We start from the raw sequence: 21,576 nt of genomic DNA on the forward strand, positions 1-21,576 counted from the left end.
AGCCGATACCCCGCAGGCGGCGAAACTCACGCGTCCGCAGGCACCTCCCGGCCCGGGGCAGCACTCCCATCGTCCTCGTACGCCTGTGCTCCGGCAAGCTCACGGCCCGCGACGTACCCGAAGGTGAGCGCCGGCCCCAGATTGATGCCGCCGGCGGGATAGAAGCCCCCCATGACGCTCGCCTGGTCGTTGCCGGCCACGAAGAGGCCCGGGATCGCCGAGCCGTCGGCCCGCAGCACGCGCGCGCGGCCGTCGGCGGCGAGGCCGGCGAACGTCCCGAAGGACCCGGGCACCACCTTGACCGCGTAGAACGGGCCCTTCTCGATCGGGGCGAGCGAGGGGTTCGGCCCCACCTTCGGGTCTCCGCCGTACCTGTTGAACTCGGTCTCGCCGCGCTCGAACTCGGGGTCGACGCCGCGCCGCGCGTTCTCGTTGAACCGCGCCACGGTCTCGCGCAGCCCCGCCGGGTCGATGCCGCATGCGGTGGCGAGTTCCTCGAGCGTGCGCCCGCGCTTGAGGTACCCCGAGCGCAGGTACGGGAACAGCGGCACGGGGAGGGGCTTGGCCATCCCGAGCGGGTACTTCCGCACGAACCGTGAGTCCGCGACCTGCCACGATTCCACCGCCTCTCCTTCGGGGGTGGCCGCAACGAGGGCGGAAACGTAGTCGTAGTAGCCGTTGGCCTCGTTGACGAACCGCTTCCCGTCCCGGCGCACCCCGATTGAACCGGGCTTCGCACGGTCCATGATGTGCGGGAAGACGCCGTTGCGGCCGAAGGCGGGCACCTTCCCGATCCGGTACGGCACGAGCGACACGGGGCACCACGCCGCCGGCGACTCCACGTCGGTGACGAAGTGTGCCCCGACGGACTCGCCGAGCGTGATCCCGTCACCGCTCGTCTCCTTCGGCGCGAGCGTCCAGTGCTCGCGACCGGTGGTGGTGCCGGGAAAGAGCTCACGCCGCCGCGCGACGTCGTTCGGGAACCCGCCCGCCGCGAGCACGACGCCGCGCGCCGCCCTGATCTCGTACTCGGCCGTGCCGCCGCCGGCCTGGGGGCCGCGCACGAGGGCCCCGGCGACGCCGCCGGTACTGTCCGTCAGCAGCCGCACGGCTGGCGTCGAAACGCGGACGTCCACGCCCAGGTCCTCGGCACTCTGGAGCAGCCGGCCCACGAGGGCGGTGCCGTTGACGAGCTGCATGCCCCTGCCGTGGGTCATGAGATCGAGCACGTGCCGGGAGACCCGCCACACGGCGTGCGCGAGCCCCGAAGGGCTTCCCTGCGACGCCGAGAGGAACTTGGCCAGGTCCGGCCCCGCCATGATGCCCATCCCGAGGAAGGACGTCTCGTACAGCTGTCCGCGCAGCAGCTTGCGGACTCGCGGGGACAGGCGCCGGGCGTCGACCGGGCGCGGCCCGACCGAGCGGTGGCCCGTGCCTGCGCCGGGGGTCTTGCCGTAGATGTCGCGGATCTTGGCCCCGGGCGTGAACTTCAGGCTCGTCTTGCCCTCGAAGAACCCGACCATGTGCGGGACGGCCTCGAGGAAGGCGTCGATCCGCACTGCGTCATACCTCTCCCCCAGCCGATGGCGGAGGTAGGTGCGGAACTGCTCCGGGTCCTCGTCGACGCCGTCCGCCTTCGCGAGCGGGTTGCCGGGCGTCCAGGCCCACCCGCCGGACCACGCCGTGGCGCCGCCACACACCTCGGCCTTCTCGACCACCACGACGCGCAACCCGTGGTAGGCGGCCGTCACGGCCGCGGCGAGGCCCCCGGCGCCCGAGCCGATCACGAGGACGTCGGTCTCGACCGGTGGGGGCGTGCTGGCCGCGGCGGTGGCGGGGGCGCTCATGTGGGGGCTCCGTTCTGGGTGATGAGGGTGTGGGCTTGCTCGAGCACGGCGTCGGCCGCTCGCCTCAGCCGCCGGGCCCACCCGAGCGGGCCGAGACGCACGGCGTCGGCAGGAGAGGGAACCTCGACGCTCACCGGTGTGCCGGCCGGCAGGGCTGCGACGATCTCGGCAAGGTCCAGGGCACCCTCGCCGGGCGCGAGGCGTGCGGCGCGGGACTCATGAATGAGGCTGTCGCGGTCCGCAGGGCGGGCGGCGGGCGCGTCGCAGAGCTGGAGCATCGGGACGAGGCCCGCGATCTCGCCGAGCTCGGACAGGCTGCCGCCGAACCTGCGGAAGTGCAGGGTGTCCACCACGACCTTCGCCCCTGCGCCCCGCGCCGCGGCGGCAGCCGAGGCCAGCGAGTTGATGCGCTGGTACGAGATGGGCTCGAGGGTAGGGGTGATGCCGAACGCGCGCCCATCCTCGGCCATCTGGGCGAGGTTCTGGGCGAAGCGCCCGGGCTCGGGGTCAGCGCCGGCCACGGTCATCGTCTCCGCGCCGAGGGCGTGGCCGGCCTCGAGCATGCGCAGCCACGCATCCCGCTGGCCGCGCCCGTCCTCGCCGAGCCCGTCCACGAGGAGGAATTCGATGTCCAGGACGCGCACGCCCGTGGACCGGACGTTCGCGAGGGTCTCGGCGAGCAGTGGCGAGCCGGGCTGGAGGTCGTAGGGCCTCTCGCCTGGGGTCACCGGGCGGACCCGGGCTCCGATGAAGTCGAACCCGGCCTCCGCGGCCAGGAGCACGAGGTCCGGCGGGGCCGTGTCCAGGAGCGAGAGCTGGGCCAGGCCCACGTCTCGGGTGGGCTGGTGGACGGTCATGCGAGGGCTCCTTCGAGTGCTGGGGCCGGTGCGGTGGTGCGTCCGGGCTCGGGCGCGAGGGCTGCGGCGAGGCGCTGGGCGGCGTCGTACCCGCTCTTGATCGCGTTCGAGGCCGTGGGCGGGAGCTGGTCCACGAGCGTTCCGGCGAGCACCACGGGCACGCCGGCAGTCAGGCCGAGCGCGGCCTCGCGGCCCTCGCGGTCCACCGCGGCGCTGAGGGGGACGACGCCGCGCGAGACCAGGACGGGGCCGGGAGCCTCGAGCCACTGCTCGCCGTCCGGGCCGACGACGCGGACGCGGCCAGCAGGCGTGCCGGCCGCCTCGGCCTCGACGATGCGGGAGTCGAGCACGATCCGCACGTCCGGGTCAGCCTCGAGCCGCGGAACGGCGAGGATCTTGGCGCGGCGCCCGGATTCGGGGGCGATGACCTGCTCCGGCCCGACGATGAGCACACTGGTCCCGTGGGTCGCGAGGGTGTCGGCGACGGACATCGCGACCGCGTCGGCGCCCCAGATCGTCAGCGACTCGGGCCAGCAGTCCTCGGATGCGGCGGATCCGCTGAAGAGCCGCGGACGGGCGGCGAGCCAGTCGCGGACGTCGAGCACGCCGTCGTGCGCTGCCTCGCCAGTGACCCGGAAGCCGTGCTCCGGGCGAGTGCCGCCGGTCGCGACGACGATCCCGTCCGCCCCGAGTTCCCGCGCCAGTGCGGCGAGGTTCGCAGGATCCCGGCGGGAGCCGAACCGCACTTCGACGCCGAGCCGCGCGAGCTCAGCGCGGTTCCAGTCCAGGTAGCGGTGGAAGTCCGGCGTGGGGCGCATGGACGCCGCGAGCGCGAACTGTCCGCCGATCCGCTCCCCCGCATCGAGCAGCGTGACGCGCCCGCCCACCTCGGCGAGCTCGCGCGCCGCCGTCAGGCCCGCCGGGCCGGCACCCAGGACGACGAGGTGGGGGACGGAACCCCGCACCCGGGGCGTCGCGACGGGGACCCTCGAGCGCCCGACGGCGGGGTTGACCGTGCACGTGACCTGGCCGAGCCCGAGGTTGTCGATGCAGACGTTGCACGCAATGCAGGGCCGGTAGCGGGCACCTTCCAGGACCCCGCGGACGAACGCCGGGTCCGCATGGACGGCGCGGCCGAGGGAGACGAAGTCGCACACGCCATCCACCAGCTGGGCCTCCACCGCCTCAGGCGAATTGAGGCGGCCTGCCATGCCGAGGGGAATGCCGAAGCGGCGGTAGGCCCGCGCGTAGTCGGCAAGGACGCCGGGCTTCCACTCGCCCGACTGCACGATCCACTCGCCGGCCTCGTAGGAGCCGGCGGAGAGGTCCAGGAAATCGAGGGCGTCGAGCTCGAGGCGGGACACCACGTCGAGCGTCTGCTCCGGGCTGAGCCCACCCGGAACGCCCTCGAGCACCGAGACCCGGATTCCCACGAGGGCCTCGGGCGCCGCGGCACGGACTGCCCGGATGACGAGGTTGGCGAAGTGCTCGGGAGCACCGAACTCGTCGTGACGGCCATTGGTGCGCGCGGACATGAACTGGTGAACGAGGTATCCGTGCCCGCCGTGGATGCTGATCGCGTCGAATCCGGCGTCAACGGCGCGCCGCGCCGCGTGGCCGTAGGCCTCGACGAGCTCGTAGCACTCCTGGGTGGTGAGTGGGCGGGGCATTTCGCCGCCCGCGACTTCGCACGGCACCGCCGCCGGTGCGACTGGCGGGAGGCCACTGACCGCGGACTGCGCCGTGCGGCCGCCGTGGTTGATCTCGACGGCGGCGAGCGCTCCGGCCGCGTGGATCTCGCCGGTGAGCTCGCGGAACCCCGGGATGACGGCGTCGGTGTGCAGGCCGAGCTGGTGGGTGCGGCCCTTGCCGTCGGCCCGGACGTAGGTGGCCTCGGTCGTGACCATGGCGAGGCCAGCGCGGGCGCGGGTCACGAGGTAGTCCGCGTACTGCTCGGTCATGCGGCCGTCGGTGGTGCCGTAGTTGCGCTCCATCGGCGAGCTCACGAGGCGGTTCCGGAGGGTGTGCTGCGGGCGGCCATGGCGGCCGAGGGTGAGAGGGGTGGGTGCCAGCGGGGTGGCGGCGGAGTTCATGCGAGGGCCTCCTGGGTTGCGGTCTGGTTGAGCCGGACAGGCGAGCCGGTGCGGGACGACTCGTACACGGCGAGGAGGATCCTCAGGGCCGCCGTGGCGTCCGACCCGGTGATGGCGGGCTCGCGGCCGGTGCCGTCATTCGCGCTGAGCGCCGAGACGAAATCGCGGACCTGGGCCGTGTGGTGCGGGATGAGCTGGCCGTTGATGGCCGCGAGGTCCACGTTCGGGTCCACGTCCGCCGGATGGACCTGTTCCGATTCGATCGCGCCGCCCCGGGCCCATATGGTCACGCGGCCGTCCGTGCCCTCCGGGAATTCGCTCAGCTCGGCGGTCGCGCCGGTCTCCCCGGTGATGCGGATGCTGATGCCGAGGCTCGGCGAGGCGGCAGTGGAGGCGGACAGGGTCGCCATCGCGCCCGAGGCGAACTTCAGCACGGCTGTGGCGCTGTCCTCCACCTCGATCGCGTGCCTGAACGTGCCGATGTGGCCGTGGACCTCGACTGCCTCGCCCATGAGCCACTGGAGGAGGTCGATGTAGTGGATCGCCTGGGTCATGAGGACCCCGCCGCCGTCGCTGGCCCACGTCCCCCGCCAGGCAGCTGAGCTGAAGTACTCGGGCTCCCGGTGCAGCAGCACGGATGCGTGGCCGAGGATCGGCCGGCCGAGCGTGCCGTCGTCCACCGCGGCGCGGAGCCGCTGGGCGGCCGGCCAGAAGCGGCGCTGGAACAGGACGCCGAGCCGCACGCCCGCGGCGTCGCACGCGGCCACCATGCGCTCGGCGGCGGCGAGATCTGTCGCGATCGGCTTCTCGCACAGCACGTGGGCACCGGCGGCCGCGGAAGCGAGGACCACGGCCTCGTGCGTCGGGTGCGGCGTGCAGACCGAGACGACGTCGACGCCGGCGGCGAGGAGCTCCTCGACCGAGCCGTACGCGTGCTCGATCCCCCAGCGCTCCGCGGTGGAACGGGCGCGGTCGGCGTCGACGTCGCACACCGCCACGACGACGGCCTCCGGGAGCGCGGCGAACGCCTCGAGGTGGTTGCGGCTGATGGCTCCGCAGCCCACGATCCCCACGCGGTACGGTGGGCGGACAGCGGCAGTCATGACAGGTCCTTTCCGGCGGCCGAGGCCGCCAGCTCGAGGAAGTGCGCACGCATGCGCGAGCGGTCGGCGGGCAGCCCCGTGAAGAGCTCGAACGAGTCCGCGGCCTGCGAGACGGCCATCCACCCGCCGTCGAGCACTCGGCACCCGGCGGCGAGCGCTGCCTTGACGAGCTGGGTCTCCAGCGGCCGGTAGACGACGTCGGCAAGCCAGTGCCGGGAGGTGAGGACCGAGGCGTCGAACGGGGTTCCCGGGTGGCCGACCATGCCGATCGGGGTCGCGTTGACCACGCCGTCCGCCTCCGCGATGCGGGCAGGGACGTCCTCGAGCACGACGGCGCTGACGCGGCTTGGGTGGGCGGCCGGGCCGGGGTGCGGCCCGAGACGCGCGGCGAGCTGCTGCGCGCGGGAGGCGTCGGCGTCGGCCACCAGGAGCCTTCGGGCACCGGCGTCGAGGAGCGCGCGGGCCACGGCCGACCCCGCGCCGCCCGCCCCGACCAGCACCACGGTGCCCAGTGCGGCGCCGGGCAGCCCCTCCGCGAGGGCTGCGCGGAAGCCCGTGTGGTCCGTGTTGCGGCCGGTGAGCCGATCGCCCTGGCGGGACCCGACGTCGTGCGCTGCATCGTGGCGGACGGTGACGGTGTTGACGGCCCCCAGCTCCCGGGCGTCGTCGGAGAGGGCGTCGAGTCCGGTGATGACGGCCTGCTTGCACGGATGCGTCACGTTGAGCCCGGTGTAGCCGAGGCGGACGGCGTCGCGCGCGAGCTGCCCGGCGTCGCCGGGCGCCAGGCCCAGCTCGTCGATGTCCAGCGTGCGGTAGGCGTAGCGGAGGCCCTGAGCGGCGGCCTCCCGCTCGTGCAGGACCGGGGAGAGCGAGCCGGCGATCCCGGCGCCGATGAGTCCGATGAGGTGGAAGCTGGAGGCGGGGGTCATGCGGCGGGTTCCTGGACGGCCGACTCCTTGGCGGTGCCGGCCACGGTGCGCGGCGAGGGCTTGAGGCCGAGCTCCGCCTTGGGGATGCGGAACGTTTCACGGGCCGTGAGCGCGGCGATGGCCGCGATGGCGCAGAAGCCGACCGTCATCCAGGCCACCGGGGTCCAGTTCGCGTGGTTGCCGGCCGTGAGCGCGGCGCCGATCGCGGGGGTGAAGCCGGCGACGAGGAGGCCGAGCATGAGGCTCACGGCCATGCCCGTGTAGCGGGTGCGGGCCGGGAACAGCTCCGGGAAGTACGCCGGGTAGACGCCGTTGGGCATCGCGTAGGCCACGCCGGTGAGGGTGATCGCGGTGATGAAGATGAGCGGCCAGTTCCCCGTGCCGAGGACCGTGAAGAACGCGAAGACGAGCACCGCGCTGCCGACAGTGCCCGCAATGAACACGGGCTTGCGGCCGATCCGGTCCGACAGGAGCGCCCACAGCGGCTGGGTGAACACGGTCACGAGGTTCGCCACGGCGATGACGATGAGCATCATCGCCTTGTCCAGCTTGACCACCTCGGTGGCGTAGGCGAGGGCGAACACCGTGAAGACCGTGTTGACCATCGTCACGAGCGCGGCGAGGGTCACGCGGACGACGTTGGGCAGGTCGTTGCGGAACAGCTCGACGAGGGGGATCGCCGCGGCCTTCGCGTCCTCCTTGATCTCAGTGAAGACCTCGGGCTCCTCGAGCCTGCGTCGCAGGTAGAACGCCACGAGGGTCACCACGGCACTGAGCAGGAACGGCACGCGCCAGCCCCACGACATGAGCGCATCCTGCGGGAGCATCGTGACCGGGATGAACACGACAGACGAGATGACGATGCCGAACTGGATGCCGCTCATGGTGAAGCTCGTGAAGAACGCGCGGCGGCCCTCGGGTGAGTGCTCGAGCGTCAGCGAGCTCGACCCTGGCGACTCGCCGCCGGCCGAGATGCCCTGGACGAGGCGGAGGGCGACCAGCGCGATCGGCGCGATGGCGCCGACCGCCGAGTAGGTGGGGAGGCACCCGATGAGGAACGTCGAGGCGCCCATGAGGACGAGGGTCAGGACGAGGACGTTCTTGCGGCCCAATCGGTCGCCGAAGTGCCCCCACAGGATGGCGCCGAGCGGACGGGCGATGTATGCGACGCCGAGGGTCGCAAAGCTCAGCAGCGAGCTGGCGGCACCCGCGTCCGGGAAGAACAGCCTGCCGAAGAACAGGGCCGCGGCGGAGCCGAAGATGAAGAAGTCGTAGTACTCGAGCGTGCTGCCCAGGAACCCGGAGACGGCCGCCGTGCGGGCAGCTGTGGGCTTGCTGGAGGCCATGGATGTCGACGCTGACATGATGCTCCCTTCGAGGTGGGGCCGGTCACCAAGGGGTGAGGGCTCCATCCAGCATGGGGGGCGCCATTGTGCCGCGTCCAACACATAGTTGATCTAGGACTATGTGAAGATACAGCTCAATCTATGCCTACGGCCGCAACCGCTCGTCACCGGAAGGGCCTAGGGCGTCAGTGGTCGGATGCCTCGTCCTCGCGCCGTTCCGGAGTGCTCTCCGCACGCCCCGCGCCATCCTCGTGCCGTTCGGGGATATTCCCCTTGCCCTCGGCCGACGCCTCGGCCGGCCCGTCCGCCGTCTCCGGGTAGGCCCGCGAGCGCAGGCGGCGGAACGTGAGCAGGAAGGCGATCGCGCCTGCGAGGAACAGCAGGCCCGAGACCCAGGTGTTCACGCGCAGCCCGAGGATGAGGTTCGCATAGTCGGAGCGCATGAGCTCGAACACGAAGCGCCCGGCGGTGTAGACGGCCACATACAGCGCGAGGACGCTGCCCGCCCCCAGCCGGTAGCGGCGGTCGAGCCATATGATCACCGCGGCGGTCACGAGGCACCACACCGACTCGTAGAGGAAGGTGGGCTGGAAGTATCCGATCACCACCGGGTTCCCGGCCATGTCCGTCACGGCTTGTCCGGTGGCGGGGTCCATCTGGTGGATCTGGAGGCCCCACGGCAGATCTGTCGGGTCGCCGTAGAGCTCGTTGTTGAACCAGTTGCCCCACCGGCCGATCCCCTGGGCCACGAGCACGGCGGGGGCCACGGTGTCCGCGAACGCGAGGAAAGAGACCTTGGCGCGCCGGCACCCGATCCACGCGCCGAGCGCGCCGAGGGCGACGGCACCCCAGATCCCGAGGCCTCCGTCCCAGATGGCGAACGCGTTCCACGGATTCCGGCCGGGGAGGAAGTACAGCTCGGGGTCGGTGATCACGTGGTAGATGCGGCCGCCGACGATTCCGAACGGAACGGCCCACAGGCTGATGTCGGTGGCCTGCCCCGCCAGGCCGCCGCGCGCCGTCCACCGCCGAGAGGCGATCCACAGGGCAACCGCGATGCCCGCGATGATGCACAGGGCGTAGAAGTGGATGGTGAGGGGACCGAGCGGGAACCCGCTCACGGTCGGAGACGGCAGGTACGAGGGCGCTGACAGCGTGGGACTCACTTCCGGATCGTACCAATGGCAGGTGAAGCCACGCTGACAGCCGCGGCCCCGGCAGGCGTCACGCAGGCGTCGGCAGCACCTCGGCGGCCACCTCGAGCACCCGAGGCAATACCCGTGAGGGATTCGACGGCGACCAGGCCAGGCCGTGCTGCAGGTAGGGCTGGGCGCCGGCGAGCGGCACGTACACCGCGCCGTGCGGCAGGATGTCGCTCATGCCCTCGCTCACGAGGCTCACGCCCATGCCCGCCGCCACGAAGGTGAGGATCATGAACGGGTCGCCGATCGTCTGCCCCACACGTGGCCGGAAACCCGCCGCCACGCAGGCCGCCGTGGCCGTGCGCTCGAGGTCCGAGCCCCCGCCGGACGGCATCATGATGAAGTCCTCGTCGCGCAGCTCGGCCAGATCGAGGGTCGCGCGCTGGGCCAGCGGGTGGTCCACGGGCACGACGGCGCCGAGCGCCTCGCGGGCGATCAGCCGGGACGCGAGGGGGGACGGGTCGAGCGGGAGCCCCACGAAGGCCACGTCGAGGGTCCCCTGCATGAGCTGCGCGACGGCGTCGCCCGTCACCACGCGGCCCTGCAGCGAGAGGACGACGTCCGGGTACTGCCGGCGCAGCGCCCGGGTGAGCCGCGGGAGCGTCCGGTGGTTGATGGCTCCGGTGAAGCTCATGGTGATGTGCCCGTAGACCGTGCCCACGGAGGCGCGGGCGGCCTGGCGCGCCACCTCCAGCTCGTCGAGGGCACGGTGGGCGTGCGGCAGGAGTGAACGGCCGGCGGGAGTGAGGGAGACGCTGCGCGTGCTGCGGTCGAAGAGCGGCACGCCCATGTCCTTCTCGAGCTTCCGGATGGTCTGGCTCAGCGGCGACTGTGCCATGTGCAGGCGCGTGGCCGCCCGCCCGAAGTGCAGTTCCTCCGCCACGGCGACGAACGCCTCAAGCCACCTGATCTCCACCTGCCCATTCAAGCACCGGGCATGGGCGCCCACGGGTTTCGGGGCGCTGGCACGGGGGAAGTGAGATCCAGCGCCGGGAACGAAGCGTCGGGAATGGGAGGGGCACGTATGGCGGACGCCCGCATCGTGGGGGCACTTGCCGCAGCACTGCTCCTGACCTCCTGCTCCTCCGGAACGGGGCAGCAGCTGGCCTCGAACCTCGAGGACGCGGCGGCTGCCACCGCGAGCCTCGACCTCAGCCTCCGTCAGGTGCAGGACGGCCGGTCCACCACGGCCGCCGCCATCACGCTCGCGCAGAACATGCGCGACAAGGTGGTCCAAGCCCGCGACGGCGCGTCCACGCTCACGGCGCCCACGCCGCAGGAGCGGCAGGCGAGGGCCACCGTGCTGACCACGCTGGACAACGTGCTGACGGCAGTGCTGAAGGCGCAGGACGCCGTCTCGGACGGCAACCGCCCGAGCATGGGAGGCATCCGAGCCCGGCTGCGGCAGCTGACGGCCCAGGCACGGGCGGAGGCCGCGCGCCTGAAGGGCGGCAGCCTGTGAAGAAGCTGCTCGGGGTTGCCCTCGGCGTCCTCACTGCGATCGGCGGCTTCGTCGACATCGGCGATCTCGTGACGAGCGCCGTGGTCGGATCCCGCTTCGGCCTGTCCCTCGCGTGGGTGCTCGCGGTCGGCGTCGTGGGCATCTGCCTCTTCGCCCAGATGTCCGGCCGCGTCGCGGCGGTGAGCGGAAGGGCGACGTTCGAGATCATCCGGGAACGGCTCGGCGCCCGGGCAGCACTGGGCAACCTCGTGGCCTCGTTCCTGATCAACCTCATGACGCTCGCCGCGGAGGTGGGCGGCGTCGCAATCGCCCTCCAGCTCGCCAGCAGCGTCGACTACCTCCTGTGGGTGCCTCTCGCGGCCTTCGGGGTCTGGCTCGTGATCTGGCGTGTGAAGTTCAAGGTCCTCGAGAATGTCACCGGCCTGATGGGCCTTGCCCTCATCGTCTTCGCGGTCGCCTTCTTCCTCCTGCACCCTGATTGGGGACAGATCGGCGAGCAGGCGTTCCTCCCGTCCGTGCCGGACTCCGAGGAGCCGGTGACCTACTGGTACTTCGCCATCGCCCTCTTCGGTGCCGCCATGACGCCGTACGAGGTGTTCTTCTTCTCCTCCGGCGCCGTCGAGGAGGGCTGGAAGGCTAAGGACATCGGCCGCTCTCGGGTCAACGTGCTCGTCGGCTTCCCCCTCGGCGGCCTGCTCTCGCTTTCGATCGCGGCGTGCGCCGCCGTCGTCCTCCTCCCCCTCGGCGCCAAGGTGACCGCGCTGTCCCAGACGTTCCTTCCCGTCATGGAGGCCGGGGGGAAGGTCGCGCTCGCGATCGCCCTCGTCGGCACCGTCGCGGCGACATTCGGGGCAGCGCTCGAGACAACCCTCTCGGCCGGCTACGCGGTCGCCCAGTTCTCGGGCTGGCCCTGGGGCAAGTTCCGGCGTCCGCAGCAGGCGGCGCGCTTCCACCTGCTGATGATCGGCTCCCTCGTGGCGGGGATCGGGATCCTCATGACGGGAGTCGATCCCGTCCAGCTGACCGAGTACTCCGTGGTCTTCTCCGCGATCGCCCTGCCCCTGACCTACATCCCGATCCTCATCGTGGCCAATGACCGCGAGTACATGGGCGAGAAGGTCAACGGCCGCGCCATGAACGCTGCGGCCATGGTCTATCTGGTCCTGGTCGTGATCGCCTCGGTGGCCGCGGTACCCCTCATGATCATCACCGGAGGCGGCTCATGAGCACACCCCACGAGACCATGCCGAGGCCTCCTGCGCCGGGGGGCGAGCCCGTGGACGCGCGGCTGCGGCTCCTCGACCGGCAGGTGCATGACAGCGAGGACGTGCCGGTCATGGTCGTCGACGACCTCGAGCTGAGCGGCCTCCCCCGCGAGGACGGGGTGGTCGACCCCGGGACGCCGCCGCCGGTGGTCACGGCGCTGCTGGCAGGGCCGCTGCTGGCAACCCGCGTCTTCGGCGGAAGGCCTCCGATGTCCAGGCTCCGCCGGATCGCCTGGAAGCACGTGCAGACCGTCGGGACCGCGCTCACGCTCGACGTCCGGTCCGATGACCTCGATGCGTCCTGGGCCGAGCGCTGGGTCCGCGACCGCATCATCCGCCACATCCCGGGGGCGCGGCATGACCCTCACTGACCTTCTCGGCCACCGCGTGATCGAGCACGACGGCGGCCAGGCCGGCTTCCTCACGGACGTCCGCTTCGTGCTCGCGCCCGGAAGCGAGGGCCCCGAGGCCCGGCTGTACGGGCTCATCATCAGCCCCCGCAACAGCACCGTCTTCGCGGGCTACGAGCGGACCGCAGCGAACCGGCCTGCCCTCATCGCGCGGTTCCTGGCCCGGCGCCACCGCGGAACCTTCCTCGTGCTCTGGGAGGACGTTGCGCGGTGCGGCCACGGCCCCATCGAGCTCCGGGAGGGCTACCGGAGGTACAGCCCGCGTCTGCCACAATGAGGCGGTGGCAGTGAGGGAAAGCGGAACCCAGGAGGCAGTGCAGCGCGGGATCCCGGACCGGGTGCTGATGTCGATCGGGTTCCTCTCCTTCTTCGACCGGTTCGCCACTCCCCCGATGCTGGTGGTCCTCGCGGACCGGACGGGCCTCTCGCTCGCGGACGCGGTGGGGCTCGTGGCGTCCTACTCGCTCCTCTACGCGCTGGGGCAGCCCGTGTGGGGGTTCATCAGCGACCGGTTCGGCCGCGTCACCGTGCTCCGGACCGCCCTCGCCGGGCTCGCGGTCGCAGCCGTGGCCAGCACGCTCTTCAGCACGCATCTGGCGCTGCTCGTGGCCCGCTCGGCGGCAGGCCTCATGGCCGGCTGCCTGTACCCCACGCTCCTGACGATCCTCGGCGACACACGCACCGGCGTGGCCAAGGCCCGCGGCCTCTCCGAGCTGCAGGTCTACTCCGCGCTCGGCACCACCGCGGCCACGCTGGCCGCGGGCAGCATCGCGGCCTTCACCGACTGGCGGGTGGTGTTCGGGCTGCCCGCCCTCGGGTGCGTGGCGCTCCTGTTCCTCCTCCGCCGGGCGCACGACGGCGCGCCGCACCTGCGCGGGCCCGTGGACTTCCGCGCGGCCTTCTCGGGCTCCGCCCTCGGCGTGTACGGCGTGGCGGTGCTGGAGGGGGCTGTGCTCATGGGCATCCTGACCTACTTCGTGCCGGCCCTCCAGCACGCCGATGTGCCGATCGCGCTGGCCGGCGTTCTCGCCGCGGGATACGGGATCGGCGTGATCGCCGGCGCCCGGCTGATGCGGCACCTCGTGCCGCGCTTCTCCCGCACAGCGCTCATGGGCCTGGGCGGAACAATCCTGCTTGCGGGCTATGCGGCGTCGGCCGTCGCGCAGACCCCCGTGGCCATCACGGCGACAGCCGTCCTGGTGGGCGCCTCGAACGCGGTCCTGCACTCCTCGGTGCAGGGCTGGGCCACCGAGGTTGCCCCGGCGGCGAGGGCCACCGCCGTGGCGCTGTTCGCATGCGCACTGTTCCTGGGCAGCTCTGTCGGCACCTTCCTCACGGCGGGACTCGCGGATGCCGGCCGCTACGGGGTGATCTTCGTGCTCGGCTTGGGCGCCACCGCGGTGCTCATCGCGGTGGTGACGGTCGGCCACGCGGCGTGGGAGCGGCGTCGGGCGCAGGAGGGCACCTCAGAGCCGCGGGATTGACGCTGGGGCGCCCCTCGCGGAAATGTTGGGCGCATGCCTGCCGAAAAGCTCTTCACCCCCGTGACCATCAGGAACCTCGAGGTCCGCAACCGCCTCTGGGTCTCCCCCATGTGCCAGTACTCCGTCGAGAAGTGGGACGGCGTGCCCACCGACTGGCACCTCGCCCACCTCGGCTCGTTTGCCCGCGGCGGTGCCGGCCTCATCATGACCGAGGCGACCGCCGTCTCCCCCGAGGCCCGCATCACCAACTGGGACACCGGAATCTGGAACGGGACCCAGGCCGAGGCGTGGACCCGCATCGTCGAGTTCCTCCATGGGCAGGGGGCCACGGCGGCAATGCAGCTCTCCCATGCGGGGCGCAAGGCCTCCACGTTCCGGGAATGGAGCGGCAGGGGCAGCCAGCCCCTCGACGAGGGTGGCTGGGAGACCTTTGCCCCCTCGGCCGTCGCCTTCGACGGCTACGCCACCCCCCGTGAGCTGACCGTTTCCGAGATCCAGGGCATCGTCGCCGACTTCGCGGCTGCCGCGCGCCGGGCCGTGGACGCCGGATTCGACGCCCTCGAGCTCCACAGCGCCCACGGCTACCTCATCCACCAGTTCCTCTCCCCGCTCTCCAACCTCCGCAGCGACGAGTACGGCGGGAGCCTCGAGAACCGGGCGCGGCTGCTGCTCGACCTCGTCCGCGCGGTACGGGCGGAGATCGGCGACGCCGTTCCCCTCCTCGTGCGCCTCTCCGCCACCGACTGGGTGGACGGCGGCTGGAACCTCCCGGACACCGTCACCGTGGCCGGCTGGGCGGCGCAGGCCGGCGCGGACTGGTTCGACATCTCCTCGGGCGGCCTCGTCCCTGCGGCGAGCATCCCCGTCAAGCCCCTCTACCAGGTGGAGTTCGCCACCGCCGTCCGCACCGGCGCCGGGGTGCCGGTGAACGCCGTCGGCCTCATCACCAAGCCCGAGGAGGCCGCCGAGATCGTGGACAGTGGGGCGGCGGACGCCGTGATGGTGGCCCGCGAGTTCCTCCGGGATCCGCACTTCGCGCTGCGCTCCGCGCACGAGCTCGGCGTGGAGCTGGACTACTGGCCCCCGCAGTACACACGCGCCACGTGGCGCAAGGAAGGGTAGCGCGAGGACGGCGAGCGCCTGTGCAGTCTGCACTGCAGGAGAAGCGGCCGCTTGACCGCTTGCGGACCGGGTAACGCCTGCACGGTGAGAGGAGTCGGCCGCCTGGCCGATCCCACGGTGGAGAGGGGCGCAGGTGGCATCGATGACAAGGGCGGCGGTCGCGGAGACAGCCTGCGGGGCGTGGAGCGCATGAGCGGGATTCCCAGGCTTCGGGACAGCACGCTCGCCTTCGCCAGGGAGGGCTACACGTTCATCTCCACCCGATGCGACCGGCTCGGAACGGACCTCTTCCGGACCCGGCTCCTGCTGCAGCCCGTGGTGTGCCTGCGGGGGGCGGAGGCTGCGGGCGTGTTCTACGACCCCCACAACTTCAGCCGGGAGCATTCGGCGCCGCGCAGTGCCCAGCACCTCCTCCAGGACGAGGGCAGCGTGCAGACCCTCACGGGGCTGGCCCACCACCGGCGCAAGCGGCTCTTCCTCGACCAGCTCTCCAAGAGCTCCGAGCAGCGCCTCGCGGACATCTTCGCGGAGGGCTTCGACGCGGCACTGAGCAGGCCGGACCGCCGGCGGTTCAGGGTCGACAGCGACATCCGGGCCGTCCTGACCGCGGCAGCACTGCGCTGGGCGGGCCTCGAGGCGCCGCGCGCCGTCGTGGAGCTCCGGGCCGAGGAATTCGGCCTCATGGTGGAGCGGGCGGCTTCGCTGGGGCCACCGAACTGGAAGGCACGACGGCGGCGGGTCGCCACCGAGCGCTGGGCCGCCGAGCAGGTCCGGACACTGCGGGAGAGTGACGGCGCCGCGGACGGCGGGAGCCCGGCGTCCGCCGTCGCCCATCACCGCGACGACAGCGGCGAGCTCCTGCCCGAACCCGTCGCGGCGGTCGAGCTGCTCAACCTGCTCCGGCCGGTGGTCGCGGTCGGGCGGTTCATGGCGTTTGCCGTCCTGGCACTCATCCAGCGCCCGCTCTGGCGCGCCAGACTCGCCGAAGGAGACCCGGAGGACGAACTCCTCTTCGCCCAGGAGGTGCGGCGCTACTTCCCCTTCTTCCCGCTCGTGGGCGGGACGGCGGCGCGGAGCTTCGACTGGCATGGCCACCAGTTCAGAGCAGGTGACACAGCCCTGCTCGACCTGTACGGCACCAACCATGACGCGCGGGTGTGGCACGACCCGGAGAGCTTCGACCCCGACCGCTTCCGCTGGTGGAGGCCCGACCCACACACCCTCGTGCCGCAAGGCGGCGGCGACGTCGTCACGGGCCACCGGTGCCCCGGCGAGGGCGCAACCCTCGGCCTCATCGGCGCCGCGGCACGCGTGGTCGGCCGGCACCCCGAGTTCGAGGCCCGGATCCAGGACCTTGCGGTCGACCTCCGCCACATCCCGGCCGCCCCGAAGAGCGGCGTGGTGCTGACGCGGAGGACACCCGGTTCCTGAGGGACTCACCGTGGGCCTGCACCTCCCCGACCCGCGCATGAGAATCACAACCTGTCAACAGCCGCTTGACAGGTTGGCAGACCACCATGGTGAGACACCCTCGCGGCATACAGCGCCGCGGACCACTCTGGAGGCACCCACATGAAGATCACCCACCGCATCACCTATGCCGCGGCGTCCGCGGTCGCCGTCGCCGGACTCATCGGCGGCGGTGCAGCGATCGCCAACGCGGCCTCGACGCCAAGTCCCTCGCCGTCGTCGACCGGTTCCACGGACTCCGGCATGGCCAAGGGCCACGGCCGGGGGGCCGACCAGCACACGGCGGCGACGGCTGACGAAACGGCCAAGGTCACGGCCGCCATCAAGGCAAAGGACGCGAACGCCCAGGTCTCGAAGGTCGTGAAGGACGAGGACGGCTCGTTCGACGCCATGGCGACGACCAACGGCACCACCGTGCACTACAAGGTCAGCGCCGACTACGCAACCGTCACGGAGCACACCCGCGCCGGGCACGGAGGGGGCGCACACGGCCACGGCCAGCAGGCAGCCCTGAGCAGCGACGAGCTCGCCAAGGTCACCGCCGCGATCAAGGCGAAGGACTCGGCCGCCACGGTCGAGAAGTCGTGGAAGGACTCTGACGGATCGTTCGACGTCGTCGCCAGCTCCAACGGCACGATGGTCAAGTACGAGGTCAGCGCCGACTACTCGACGGTCACCGCGGACGCGAATTTCCACCACGGCCAGGGGCACCACGGCGCCCAGTCCGGCTCGGGCACCCAGTCCGGCTCGGGCACCCAGTCCGGCTCGGGCACCTCCAGCCCCAGCGGTTCGACCCAGAGCTGACCGGGCCGCCCAGGGCTGAGACCCGTCGTGCCGCTCCCCGGGCTGCCCGGGGAGCGGCACGGTTTTCATATCCGGAGCGGCACGGCCTATCCGGGGAGCGGGACGTCCGGTGCGTCGTCCTCGCCGCCGTAGGCCTTCTCCTCGAGGTCCTTGGCCTTCGCATCACCCTTGTCCGAGGCGATGCCAGTGTCGTGCTGGAACCCGTCCAGCCGCTCCACATCGGGCTCTTCCTCGTCGGGACGAAGGCCCTTGGGCTGCTCGCTCATCGCGTTCCTCCTCTGGTCGCTGGGGCCGGGCGCGGCCGCGCCCGGACTCGGTTCCCAGACCCTACCCGCGAGCGGCGCGGGCGAACCTCACGGCGTACGGGCGGCCCTACCGGCCGCCCTCGATCTTGCGGCTGCGCTGCTCGAGGGCCTTGGCCCCGTAGGGGTAGGAGTCGTGCTCGGGGCCGCTGACGTCGGCCAGCTCGGCGGACTGCTCGGGAGTGAGGTGGAGCTCGACGGCCTTGAGGTTGTCGGCGAGCTGCTCCTGGGTGCGGGCGCCGAGGATCACCGACGTCACCGCGGGCTGGTCCGCGACCCACCGCAGCGCCACCTGGGCGTGCGAGACGCCATGGGCCTCGGCGACCCGCCCGACCGCACCGATGATGTCCCAGGTCTTCTCCCGGGCGTTCCGGGGACCCCACGCCTCCATGCCGCGCTGCGGGTTCTCCCCCAGCCGGGTTGCGCCGGTCGGTTCGGTGTCTCGCCGGTACTTCCCGCTGAGCCAGCCCCCGCCGAGGGGAGACCACGGGAGGAGGCCAATCCCGGCGTCGAGCGCGGCGGGCACAATCTCATCCTCGATCCCGCGGACGAGGAGGCTATACTGCGGCTGCAGCGTGACGGGAGCGGCCCAGCCGTGGGCCTTGGCCTCGTAGACGGCCTTGGTGAGCTGCCAGCCCGTGTAGTTGGAGAAGCCGTAGTAGCCGATCTTGCCGGCGGTGACGGCGTCGTCGAGGAACCGCAGCGTCTCCTCGATCGGGGTGTACGGATCCCACGCGTGCATCTGGTAGAGGTCGATGTGCTCCACGCCCAGCCGGCGCAGCGACGCGTCGAGCGCGGTGCGCAGGTGGCGGCGGGACGTGCCGAGGTCGTTCGGGCCGGACCCCATGGGGAAGCGGGCCTTTGTCGCGACGACCATCGCCTCACGGCGGCCGGAACCGCCCGCGAGCCACCGCCCCACGATCTCCTCCGACACCCCGTGGGTGTAGACGTCCGCAGTGTCGATGAAGGTGCCGCCCGCGTCGGCATAGTCATCGAGGATTGCATGGGAGGTCGCCTCGTCTGCTTCGGCGCCGAACGTCATGGTGCCGAGCGCGAAGGCGGAGACGACGGCCCCGCTGCATCCCAGTGTGCGGTATTCCATGGATACTCCCTAGGTCGGGGGGATGGTCGCACCCCAGCCTAGGAGGAGGCCTCGGGCCGCGGAACCCCTCAGCCGTGCGATCCCGCAGCGCACAGCAACGCCACAGTCTCACGGAGGTCCTCGGCGGTGGCCCGCCCTGGGCCACCGCGCGAGTATCCCGTATCGGCGTGCAGCATGAGCGCCGCGAACACGAGCGCCACCGCGAGGCGCGCCTGGTCCGGCGAGGTGCGCTGCTCGGCAAGGCCGATCACGGCGTTGCGCGCTCCGGAGGACCACTGGTGCATTGCGGCGAGGAGATCCGGTTCGAACCCCATGAGCTTCTTGATTCGCGGGATGTCGCCCTCAGGGCCACTCACAATCCCCGCCACGAGGGCGCACAGGTCCTCCACGAGGGTTCCGCGCCCCTCGAGGAACCGTTCCCTGAGCTCCTCGCTGAGGGGACGGTCGGGGATCCCGAGCGTTGCCGCGGCCTTGGAGGGGAAGTAGTTGAAGAAGGTCCTCTCGGAGATGCCCGCGGCCGCGCAGATGTCCCCGACCGTCACCTGCGCGAGGCCGCGTTCGAGCGCGAGGGCCAGCGCGGCGTCGTGGATCGCACGCCGCGTGCGCTGCTTCTTCCGTTCACGCAGCGAGGGGCCAGCGCCCTCGTCGAGGACCTCCACCTCACTCACCCCTTCTGGACCCGGATCACGCCCGTGTCGGGACCGGTCGGCGAGCCGGCCTCGGCGGCCGCCAGAGCGGCGTCGGACTCGAGGTCCTCGGCGGTCTTGGCGGCATCGGCCTGCTCCTGCAGCGCCGAGCGGGCACGCAGCGGTGGCACCTTGAAGAACCAGGAGAGGATGAAGGCGAGCAGGATCACGCCGAATCCGACCCAGTAGATGCTGACCGCGGACTGATTGAAGCCGACCATGAACGGCTTGGTGAGCCGGGCGTCGGCACCCTTGAGGAACGAGGTGTCGGAGGTGCTCGAGGAGGTCGAGCTGCTTGAGGAGCCTTCCTTGAGCTTGTCGATCATGGTCGGCACGAGCTTGTTCACGATCGCGCCGCGCTGGGAGGCGTCGGCGTAGTCCACCTCGAGGCGGCCGTTGACCACGGAGGCGCCCGCCTTCTGCGACGCGGCCTGAAGCGCGGCCTGCTCGGCGGCGGGCTTCGCTGCCGCAACCTGGGCGTCGATGACGCCCTGCGCGGCCGACGCCGGGATCGCACCGGCGGCGACCTGCTTCTGGACGGCGGCCGTCACCTGCTGGGTGACCGCCTGGTCGGCGGCCTGCTTGGCCGCGGCCGTGCCCTGGTCGAGGCCGGACTGCACCTGCTCCTTGACCGGGGTGACGATCGGGTTCCAGAGCTGGTTCATGACGCCCTGATTGGCCGGGTCGTTGGCGACCGACGGGGTCAGGGCGGCGTCGATCGCGCTCGTGAGGTTGTCCTTGTCCTGCATCGCGGTGGAGATGTTCGTGGGCATCGTCGCGAAGAGGACGGACAGCAGCACAGCTGTGCCCATCGTGCCGCCGATCTGGCGGAAGAACGTCGCGGAGCTCGTGGCGACGCCCATGTCCTTGGGCGCCACGGAGTTCTGCGAGGCGAGGACGAGGGACTGCATGAGCTGGCCGAGGCCGAGGCCGATGAGGAACATGGCGCCCATGAGGTAGATGAGGGGCTTGTCGATGGTCATGCCGGTCAGGACGACGTACCCCGCCGCCATGAACGCCGTGCCGAGGATCGGGAAGATGCGGTACTTGCCCGTCCTCGAGACAAGCTGGCCGGAGGTGATCGAGGCGATCATGAGGCCGCCGATCATGGGCAGCGTCGCAAAGCCGGACTCGGTCGGGGTCAGACCCGTGACGATCTGCAGGTACAGCGGCAGGGTCAGCATCGCACCGAACATGGCGAACCCGACGAGGAAGCCGAGCACAGTGGCCATCGAGAACGTGTGGGAGTGGAACAGCCGCAGCGGGATGATCGCGTCCGGGCCCATGGCCCGCTCGATGAGGATGAACGCGATGAGGCCCACGCCCCCGACTACGAAGCACGTGATCGAGGCGGCCGATCCCCAGCCCCACTCGCGGCCCTGTTCGGCCACGAGGAGGAGCGGCACGAGGGTGACGATGACCGCGGTGGCGCCCCACCAGTCGATGCGCGGTGCGGCGTGCTTGTGGAACCGGGGCAGGTGCAGGAAGGAGAGCACCATGAGCAGCGCGATGATGCCGATGGGCACGTTGATGAGGAACACCCAGCGCCAGCCGGGAATCCAGAGGATCTCGCTCGCGTCGGAGAACACGCCGCCGATCAGGGGGCCGACCACCGAGGAGACGCCGAAGACGGCGAGGAAGAAGCCCTGGTACTTGGCGCGCTCCCGGGGGGCGAGGATGTCGCCCATGATGGCCAGCGGCAGCGACATGAGCGCACCGGCGCCGATGCCCTGGAAGGCCCGGAAGCCGGCGAGCATGATCATCGAGGTCGAGAACGAGGACAGGAATGAGCCCAGGATGAACACGCCCAGGCCGAAGATGTACAGCGGGCGCCGGCCGAAGATGTCGGAGAGCTTGCCGTAGATCGGCGTCGCGATCGTCGAGGTGATCAGGTACGCGGTGGTGACCCACGCCTGCTGGTCGAGGCCGTGGAGATCATCTCCGATCGTGCGGATCGCGGTGCCGACCACGGTCTGGTCGAGCGAGGACAGGAACATGCCGGACATGAGGGCGTAGATGACCAGCATGATCTGGCGCTGGGTCATCACTTCGTTCGACGGCGCGGTGCTTGCCGCTGCTTGAGACATGGGGG

At 71.4% G+C, this 21,576-nt stretch carries 20 protein-coding genes; 8 read left to right on the forward strand and 12 right to left on the reverse strand.

Going from position 1 to position 21,576, the window contains the following annotated elements:
• Positions 1–26: 26 nt before the first annotated feature.
• The 8 genes from IE231_RS13570 to IE231_RS13605 all read right to left on the reverse strand — a co-directional run bounded on the left by IE231_RS13570 (position 27) and on the right by IE231_RS13605 (position 10,293).
• Positions 27–1,847, reverse strand: a complete 1,821-nt coding sequence (locus IE231_RS13570) for an FAD-dependent oxidoreductase (protein ID WP_189694511.1) — start codon at positions 1,845–1,847, stop codon at positions 27–29.
• The gene (locus tag IE231_RS13575; RefSeq protein WP_189694512.1) at positions 1,844–2,704 is read right to left on the reverse strand and encodes a sugar phosphate isomerase/epimerase family protein; all 861 of its coding nucleotides are present in this window, start codon (positions 2,702–2,704) and stop codon (positions 1,844–1,846) included. The genes IE231_RS13570 and IE231_RS13575 overlap by 4 nt, the downstream gene beginning before the upstream one ends.
• Positions 2,701–4,797, reverse strand: coding sequence for an oxidoreductase (locus tag IE231_RS13580; protein ID WP_189694513.1), 2,097 nt, complete (start codon positions 4,795–4,797; stop codon positions 2,701–2,703). Before IE231_RS13580 ends, IE231_RS13575 begins: the two co-directional genes overlap by 4 nt.
• On the reverse strand, positions 4,794–5,900 hold the full coding sequence (locus tag IE231_RS13585; RefSeq protein ID WP_189694514.1) for a Gfo/Idh/MocA family protein: 1,107 nt from the start codon (positions 5,898–5,900) through the stop codon (positions 4,794–4,796). The genes IE231_RS13580 and IE231_RS13585 overlap by 4 nt, the downstream gene beginning before the upstream one ends.
• The gene (locus tag IE231_RS13590) at positions 5,897–6,829 is read right to left on the reverse strand and encodes a shikimate dehydrogenase (RefSeq protein ID WP_189694515.1); all 933 of its coding nucleotides are present in this window, start codon (positions 6,827–6,829) and stop codon (positions 5,897–5,899) included. The genes IE231_RS13585 and IE231_RS13590 overlap by 4 nt, the downstream gene beginning before the upstream one ends.
• Positions 6,826–8,175, reverse strand: coding sequence for an MFS transporter (locus tag IE231_RS13595; RefSeq protein WP_229866959.1), 1,350 nt, complete (start codon positions 8,173–8,175; stop codon positions 6,826–6,828). Before IE231_RS13595 ends, IE231_RS13590 begins: the two co-directional genes overlap by 4 nt.
• A 185-nt stretch (positions 8,176–8,360) precedes the next feature.
• On the reverse strand, positions 8,361–9,341 hold the full coding sequence (lgt, locus tag IE231_RS13600) for a prolipoprotein diacylglyceryl transferase (RefSeq protein ID WP_229866968.1): 981 nt from the start codon (positions 9,339–9,341) through the stop codon (positions 8,361–8,363).
• A 58-nt stretch (positions 9,342–9,399) separates the two neighbouring features.
• The gene (locus IE231_RS13605) at positions 9,400–10,293 is read right to left on the reverse strand and encodes a LysR family transcriptional regulator (protein WP_189694517.1); all 894 of its coding nucleotides are present in this window, start codon (positions 10,291–10,293) and stop codon (positions 9,400–9,402) included.
• Between the two features lie 108 nt (positions 10,294–10,401).
• Between IE231_RS13605 and IE231_RS13610 the strand changes: the two genes are divergently transcribed.
• The 8 genes from IE231_RS13610 to IE231_RS13645 all read left to right on the forward strand — a co-directional run bounded on the left by IE231_RS13610 (position 10,402) and on the right by IE231_RS13645 (position 17,394).
• Positions 10,402–10,839: a hypothetical protein gene (locus IE231_RS13610; RefSeq protein ID WP_189694518.1), complete on the forward strand. Its 438-nt coding sequence runs from the start codon at positions 10,402–10,404 to the stop codon at positions 10,837–10,839.
• Positions 10,836–12,065 carry an Nramp family divalent metal transporter gene (locus IE231_RS13615; protein ID WP_189694519.1) on the forward strand — a complete coding sequence of 410 codons (1,230 nt, stop codon included), beginning with the start codon at positions 10,836–10,838 and terminating at the stop codon, positions 12,063–12,065. The genes IE231_RS13610 and IE231_RS13615 overlap by 4 nt, the downstream gene beginning before the upstream one ends.
• Positions 12,062–12,475, forward strand: a complete 414-nt coding sequence (locus IE231_RS13620) for a hypothetical protein (RefSeq protein WP_189694520.1) — start codon at positions 12,062–12,064, stop codon at positions 12,473–12,475. The genes IE231_RS13615 and IE231_RS13620 overlap by 4 nt, the downstream gene beginning before the upstream one ends.
• Positions 12,462–12,791 (forward strand): PRC-barrel domain containing protein, encoded by a 330-nt coding sequence (locus IE231_RS13625; protein WP_189694521.1) that lies wholly within the window; start codon positions 12,462–12,464, stop codon positions 12,789–12,791. The genes IE231_RS13620 and IE231_RS13625 overlap by 14 nt, the downstream gene beginning before the upstream one ends.
• A 4-nt stretch (positions 12,792–12,795) precedes the next feature.
• A complete protein-coding gene (locus IE231_RS13630; RefSeq protein WP_229866975.1) occupies positions 12,796–13,998 on the forward strand; it encodes an MFS transporter in 1,203 nt (400 codons plus the stop codon).
• A 33-nt stretch (positions 13,999–14,031) separates the two neighbouring features.
• A complete protein-coding gene (locus IE231_RS13635; RefSeq protein ID WP_189694522.1) occupies positions 14,032–15,120 on the forward strand; it encodes an NADH:flavin oxidoreductase/NADH oxidase in 1,089 nt (362 codons plus the stop codon).
• Between the two features lie 189 nt (positions 15,121–15,309).
• The gene (locus IE231_RS13640; RefSeq protein ID WP_189694587.1) at positions 15,310–16,551 is read left to right on the forward strand and encodes a cytochrome P450; all 1,242 of its coding nucleotides are present in this window, start codon (positions 15,310–15,312) and stop codon (positions 16,549–16,551) included.
• 141 nt (positions 16,552–16,692) lie between these two features.
• Entirely contained in the window at positions 16,693–17,394 is a 702-nt protein-coding gene (locus IE231_RS13645; RefSeq protein ID WP_189694523.1) for a hypothetical protein, read from the forward strand.
• An 86-nt stretch (positions 17,395–17,480) separates the two neighbouring features.
• Here the strand turns inward: IE231_RS13645 and IE231_RS13650 are convergent, their stop codons facing one another.
• The 4 genes from IE231_RS13650 to IE231_RS13665 all read right to left on the reverse strand — a co-directional run bounded on the left by IE231_RS13650 (position 17,481) and on the right by IE231_RS13665 (position 21,529).
• On the reverse strand, positions 17,481–17,660 hold the full coding sequence (locus IE231_RS13650) for a hypothetical protein (RefSeq protein WP_189694524.1): 180 nt from the start codon (positions 17,658–17,660) through the stop codon (positions 17,481–17,483).
• A gap of 106 nt (positions 17,661–17,766) precedes the next feature.
• Positions 17,767–18,798 carry an aldo/keto reductase gene (locus tag IE231_RS13655; RefSeq protein ID WP_189694525.1) on the reverse strand — a complete coding sequence of 344 codons (1,032 nt, stop codon included), beginning with the start codon at positions 18,796–18,798 and terminating at the stop codon, positions 17,767–17,769.
• Between the two features lie 68 nt (positions 18,799–18,866).
• The gene (locus IE231_RS13660) at positions 18,867–19,466 is read right to left on the reverse strand and encodes a TetR/AcrR family transcriptional regulator (protein ID WP_229866977.1); all 600 of its coding nucleotides are present in this window, start codon (positions 19,464–19,466) and stop codon (positions 18,867–18,869) included.
• On the reverse strand, positions 19,463–21,529 hold the full coding sequence (locus tag IE231_RS13665; RefSeq protein WP_189694526.1) for an MDR family MFS transporter: 2,067 nt from the start codon (positions 21,527–21,529) through the stop codon (positions 19,463–19,465). The genes IE231_RS13660 and IE231_RS13665 overlap by 4 nt, the downstream gene beginning before the upstream one ends.
• Positions 21,530–21,576: the final 47 nt, after the last annotated feature.

This window comes from Sinomonas cellulolyticus, from assembly GCF_014656475.1.
Classification (GTDB): domain Bacteria; phylum Actinomycetota; class Actinomycetes; order Actinomycetales; family Micrococcaceae; genus Sinomonas; species Sinomonas cellulolyticus.

What these genes read in the sequence shown, in the direction of transcription:
- IE231_RS13570 (WP_189694511.1), bottom strand. Translation starts at nt 1,847, where the DNA reads ATGAGCGCCCCCGCCACCGCCGCGGCCAGCACGCCCCCACCGGTCGAG.
- IE231_RS13575 (WP_189694512.1), bottom strand. Translation starts at nt 2,704, where the DNA reads ATGACCGTCCACCAGCCCACCCGAGACGTGGGCCTGGCCCAGCTCTCG.
- IE231_RS13580 (WP_189694513.1), bottom strand. Translation starts at nt 4,797, where the DNA reads ATGAACTCCGCCGCCACCCCGCTGGCACCCACCCCTCTCACCCTCGGC.
- IE231_RS13585 (WP_189694514.1), bottom strand. Translation starts at nt 5,900, where the DNA reads ATGACTGCCGCTGTCCGCCCACCGTACCGCGTGGGGATCGTGGGCTGC.
- IE231_RS13590 (WP_189694515.1), bottom strand. Translation starts at nt 6,829, where the DNA reads ATGACCCCCGCCTCCAGCTTCCACCTCATCGGACTCATCGGCGCCGGG.
- IE231_RS13595 (WP_229866959.1), bottom strand. Translation starts at nt 8,175, where the DNA reads ATGGCCTCCAGCAAGCCCACAGCTGCCCGCACGGCGGCCGTCTCCGGG.
- IE231_RS13610 (WP_189694518.1), top strand. Translation starts at nt 10,402, where the DNA reads ATGGCGGACGCCCGCATCGTGGGGGCACTTGCCGCAGCACTGCTCCTG.
- IE231_RS13620 (WP_189694520.1), top strand. Translation starts at nt 12,062, where the DNA reads ATGAGCACACCCCACGAGACCATGCCGAGGCCTCCTGCGCCGGGGGGC.
- IE231_RS13625 (WP_189694521.1), top strand. Translation starts at nt 12,462, where the DNA reads ATGACCCTCACTGACCTTCTCGGCCACCGCGTGATCGAGCACGACGGC.
- IE231_RS13635 (WP_189694522.1), top strand. Translation starts at nt 14,032, where the DNA reads ATGCCTGCCGAAAAGCTCTTCACCCCCGTGACCATCAGGAACCTCGAG.
- IE231_RS13640 (WP_189694587.1), top strand. Translation starts at nt 15,310, where the DNA reads ATGAGCGGGATTCCCAGGCTTCGGGACAGCACGCTCGCCTTCGCCAGG.
- IE231_RS13645 (WP_189694523.1), top strand. Translation starts at nt 16,693, where the DNA reads ATGAAGATCACCCACCGCATCACCTATGCCGCGGCGTCCGCGGTCGCC.
- IE231_RS13650 (WP_189694524.1), bottom strand. Translation starts at nt 17,660, where the DNA reads ATGAGCGAGCAGCCCAAGGGCCTTCGTCCCGACGAGGAAGAGCCCGAT.
- IE231_RS13655 (WP_189694525.1), bottom strand. Translation starts at nt 18,798, where the DNA reads ATGGAATACCGCACACTGGGATGCAGCGGGGCCGTCGTCTCCGCCTTC.
- IE231_RS13665 (WP_189694526.1), bottom strand. Translation starts at nt 21,529, where the DNA reads ATGACCCAGCGCCAGATCATGCTGGTCATCTACGCCCTCATGTCCGGC.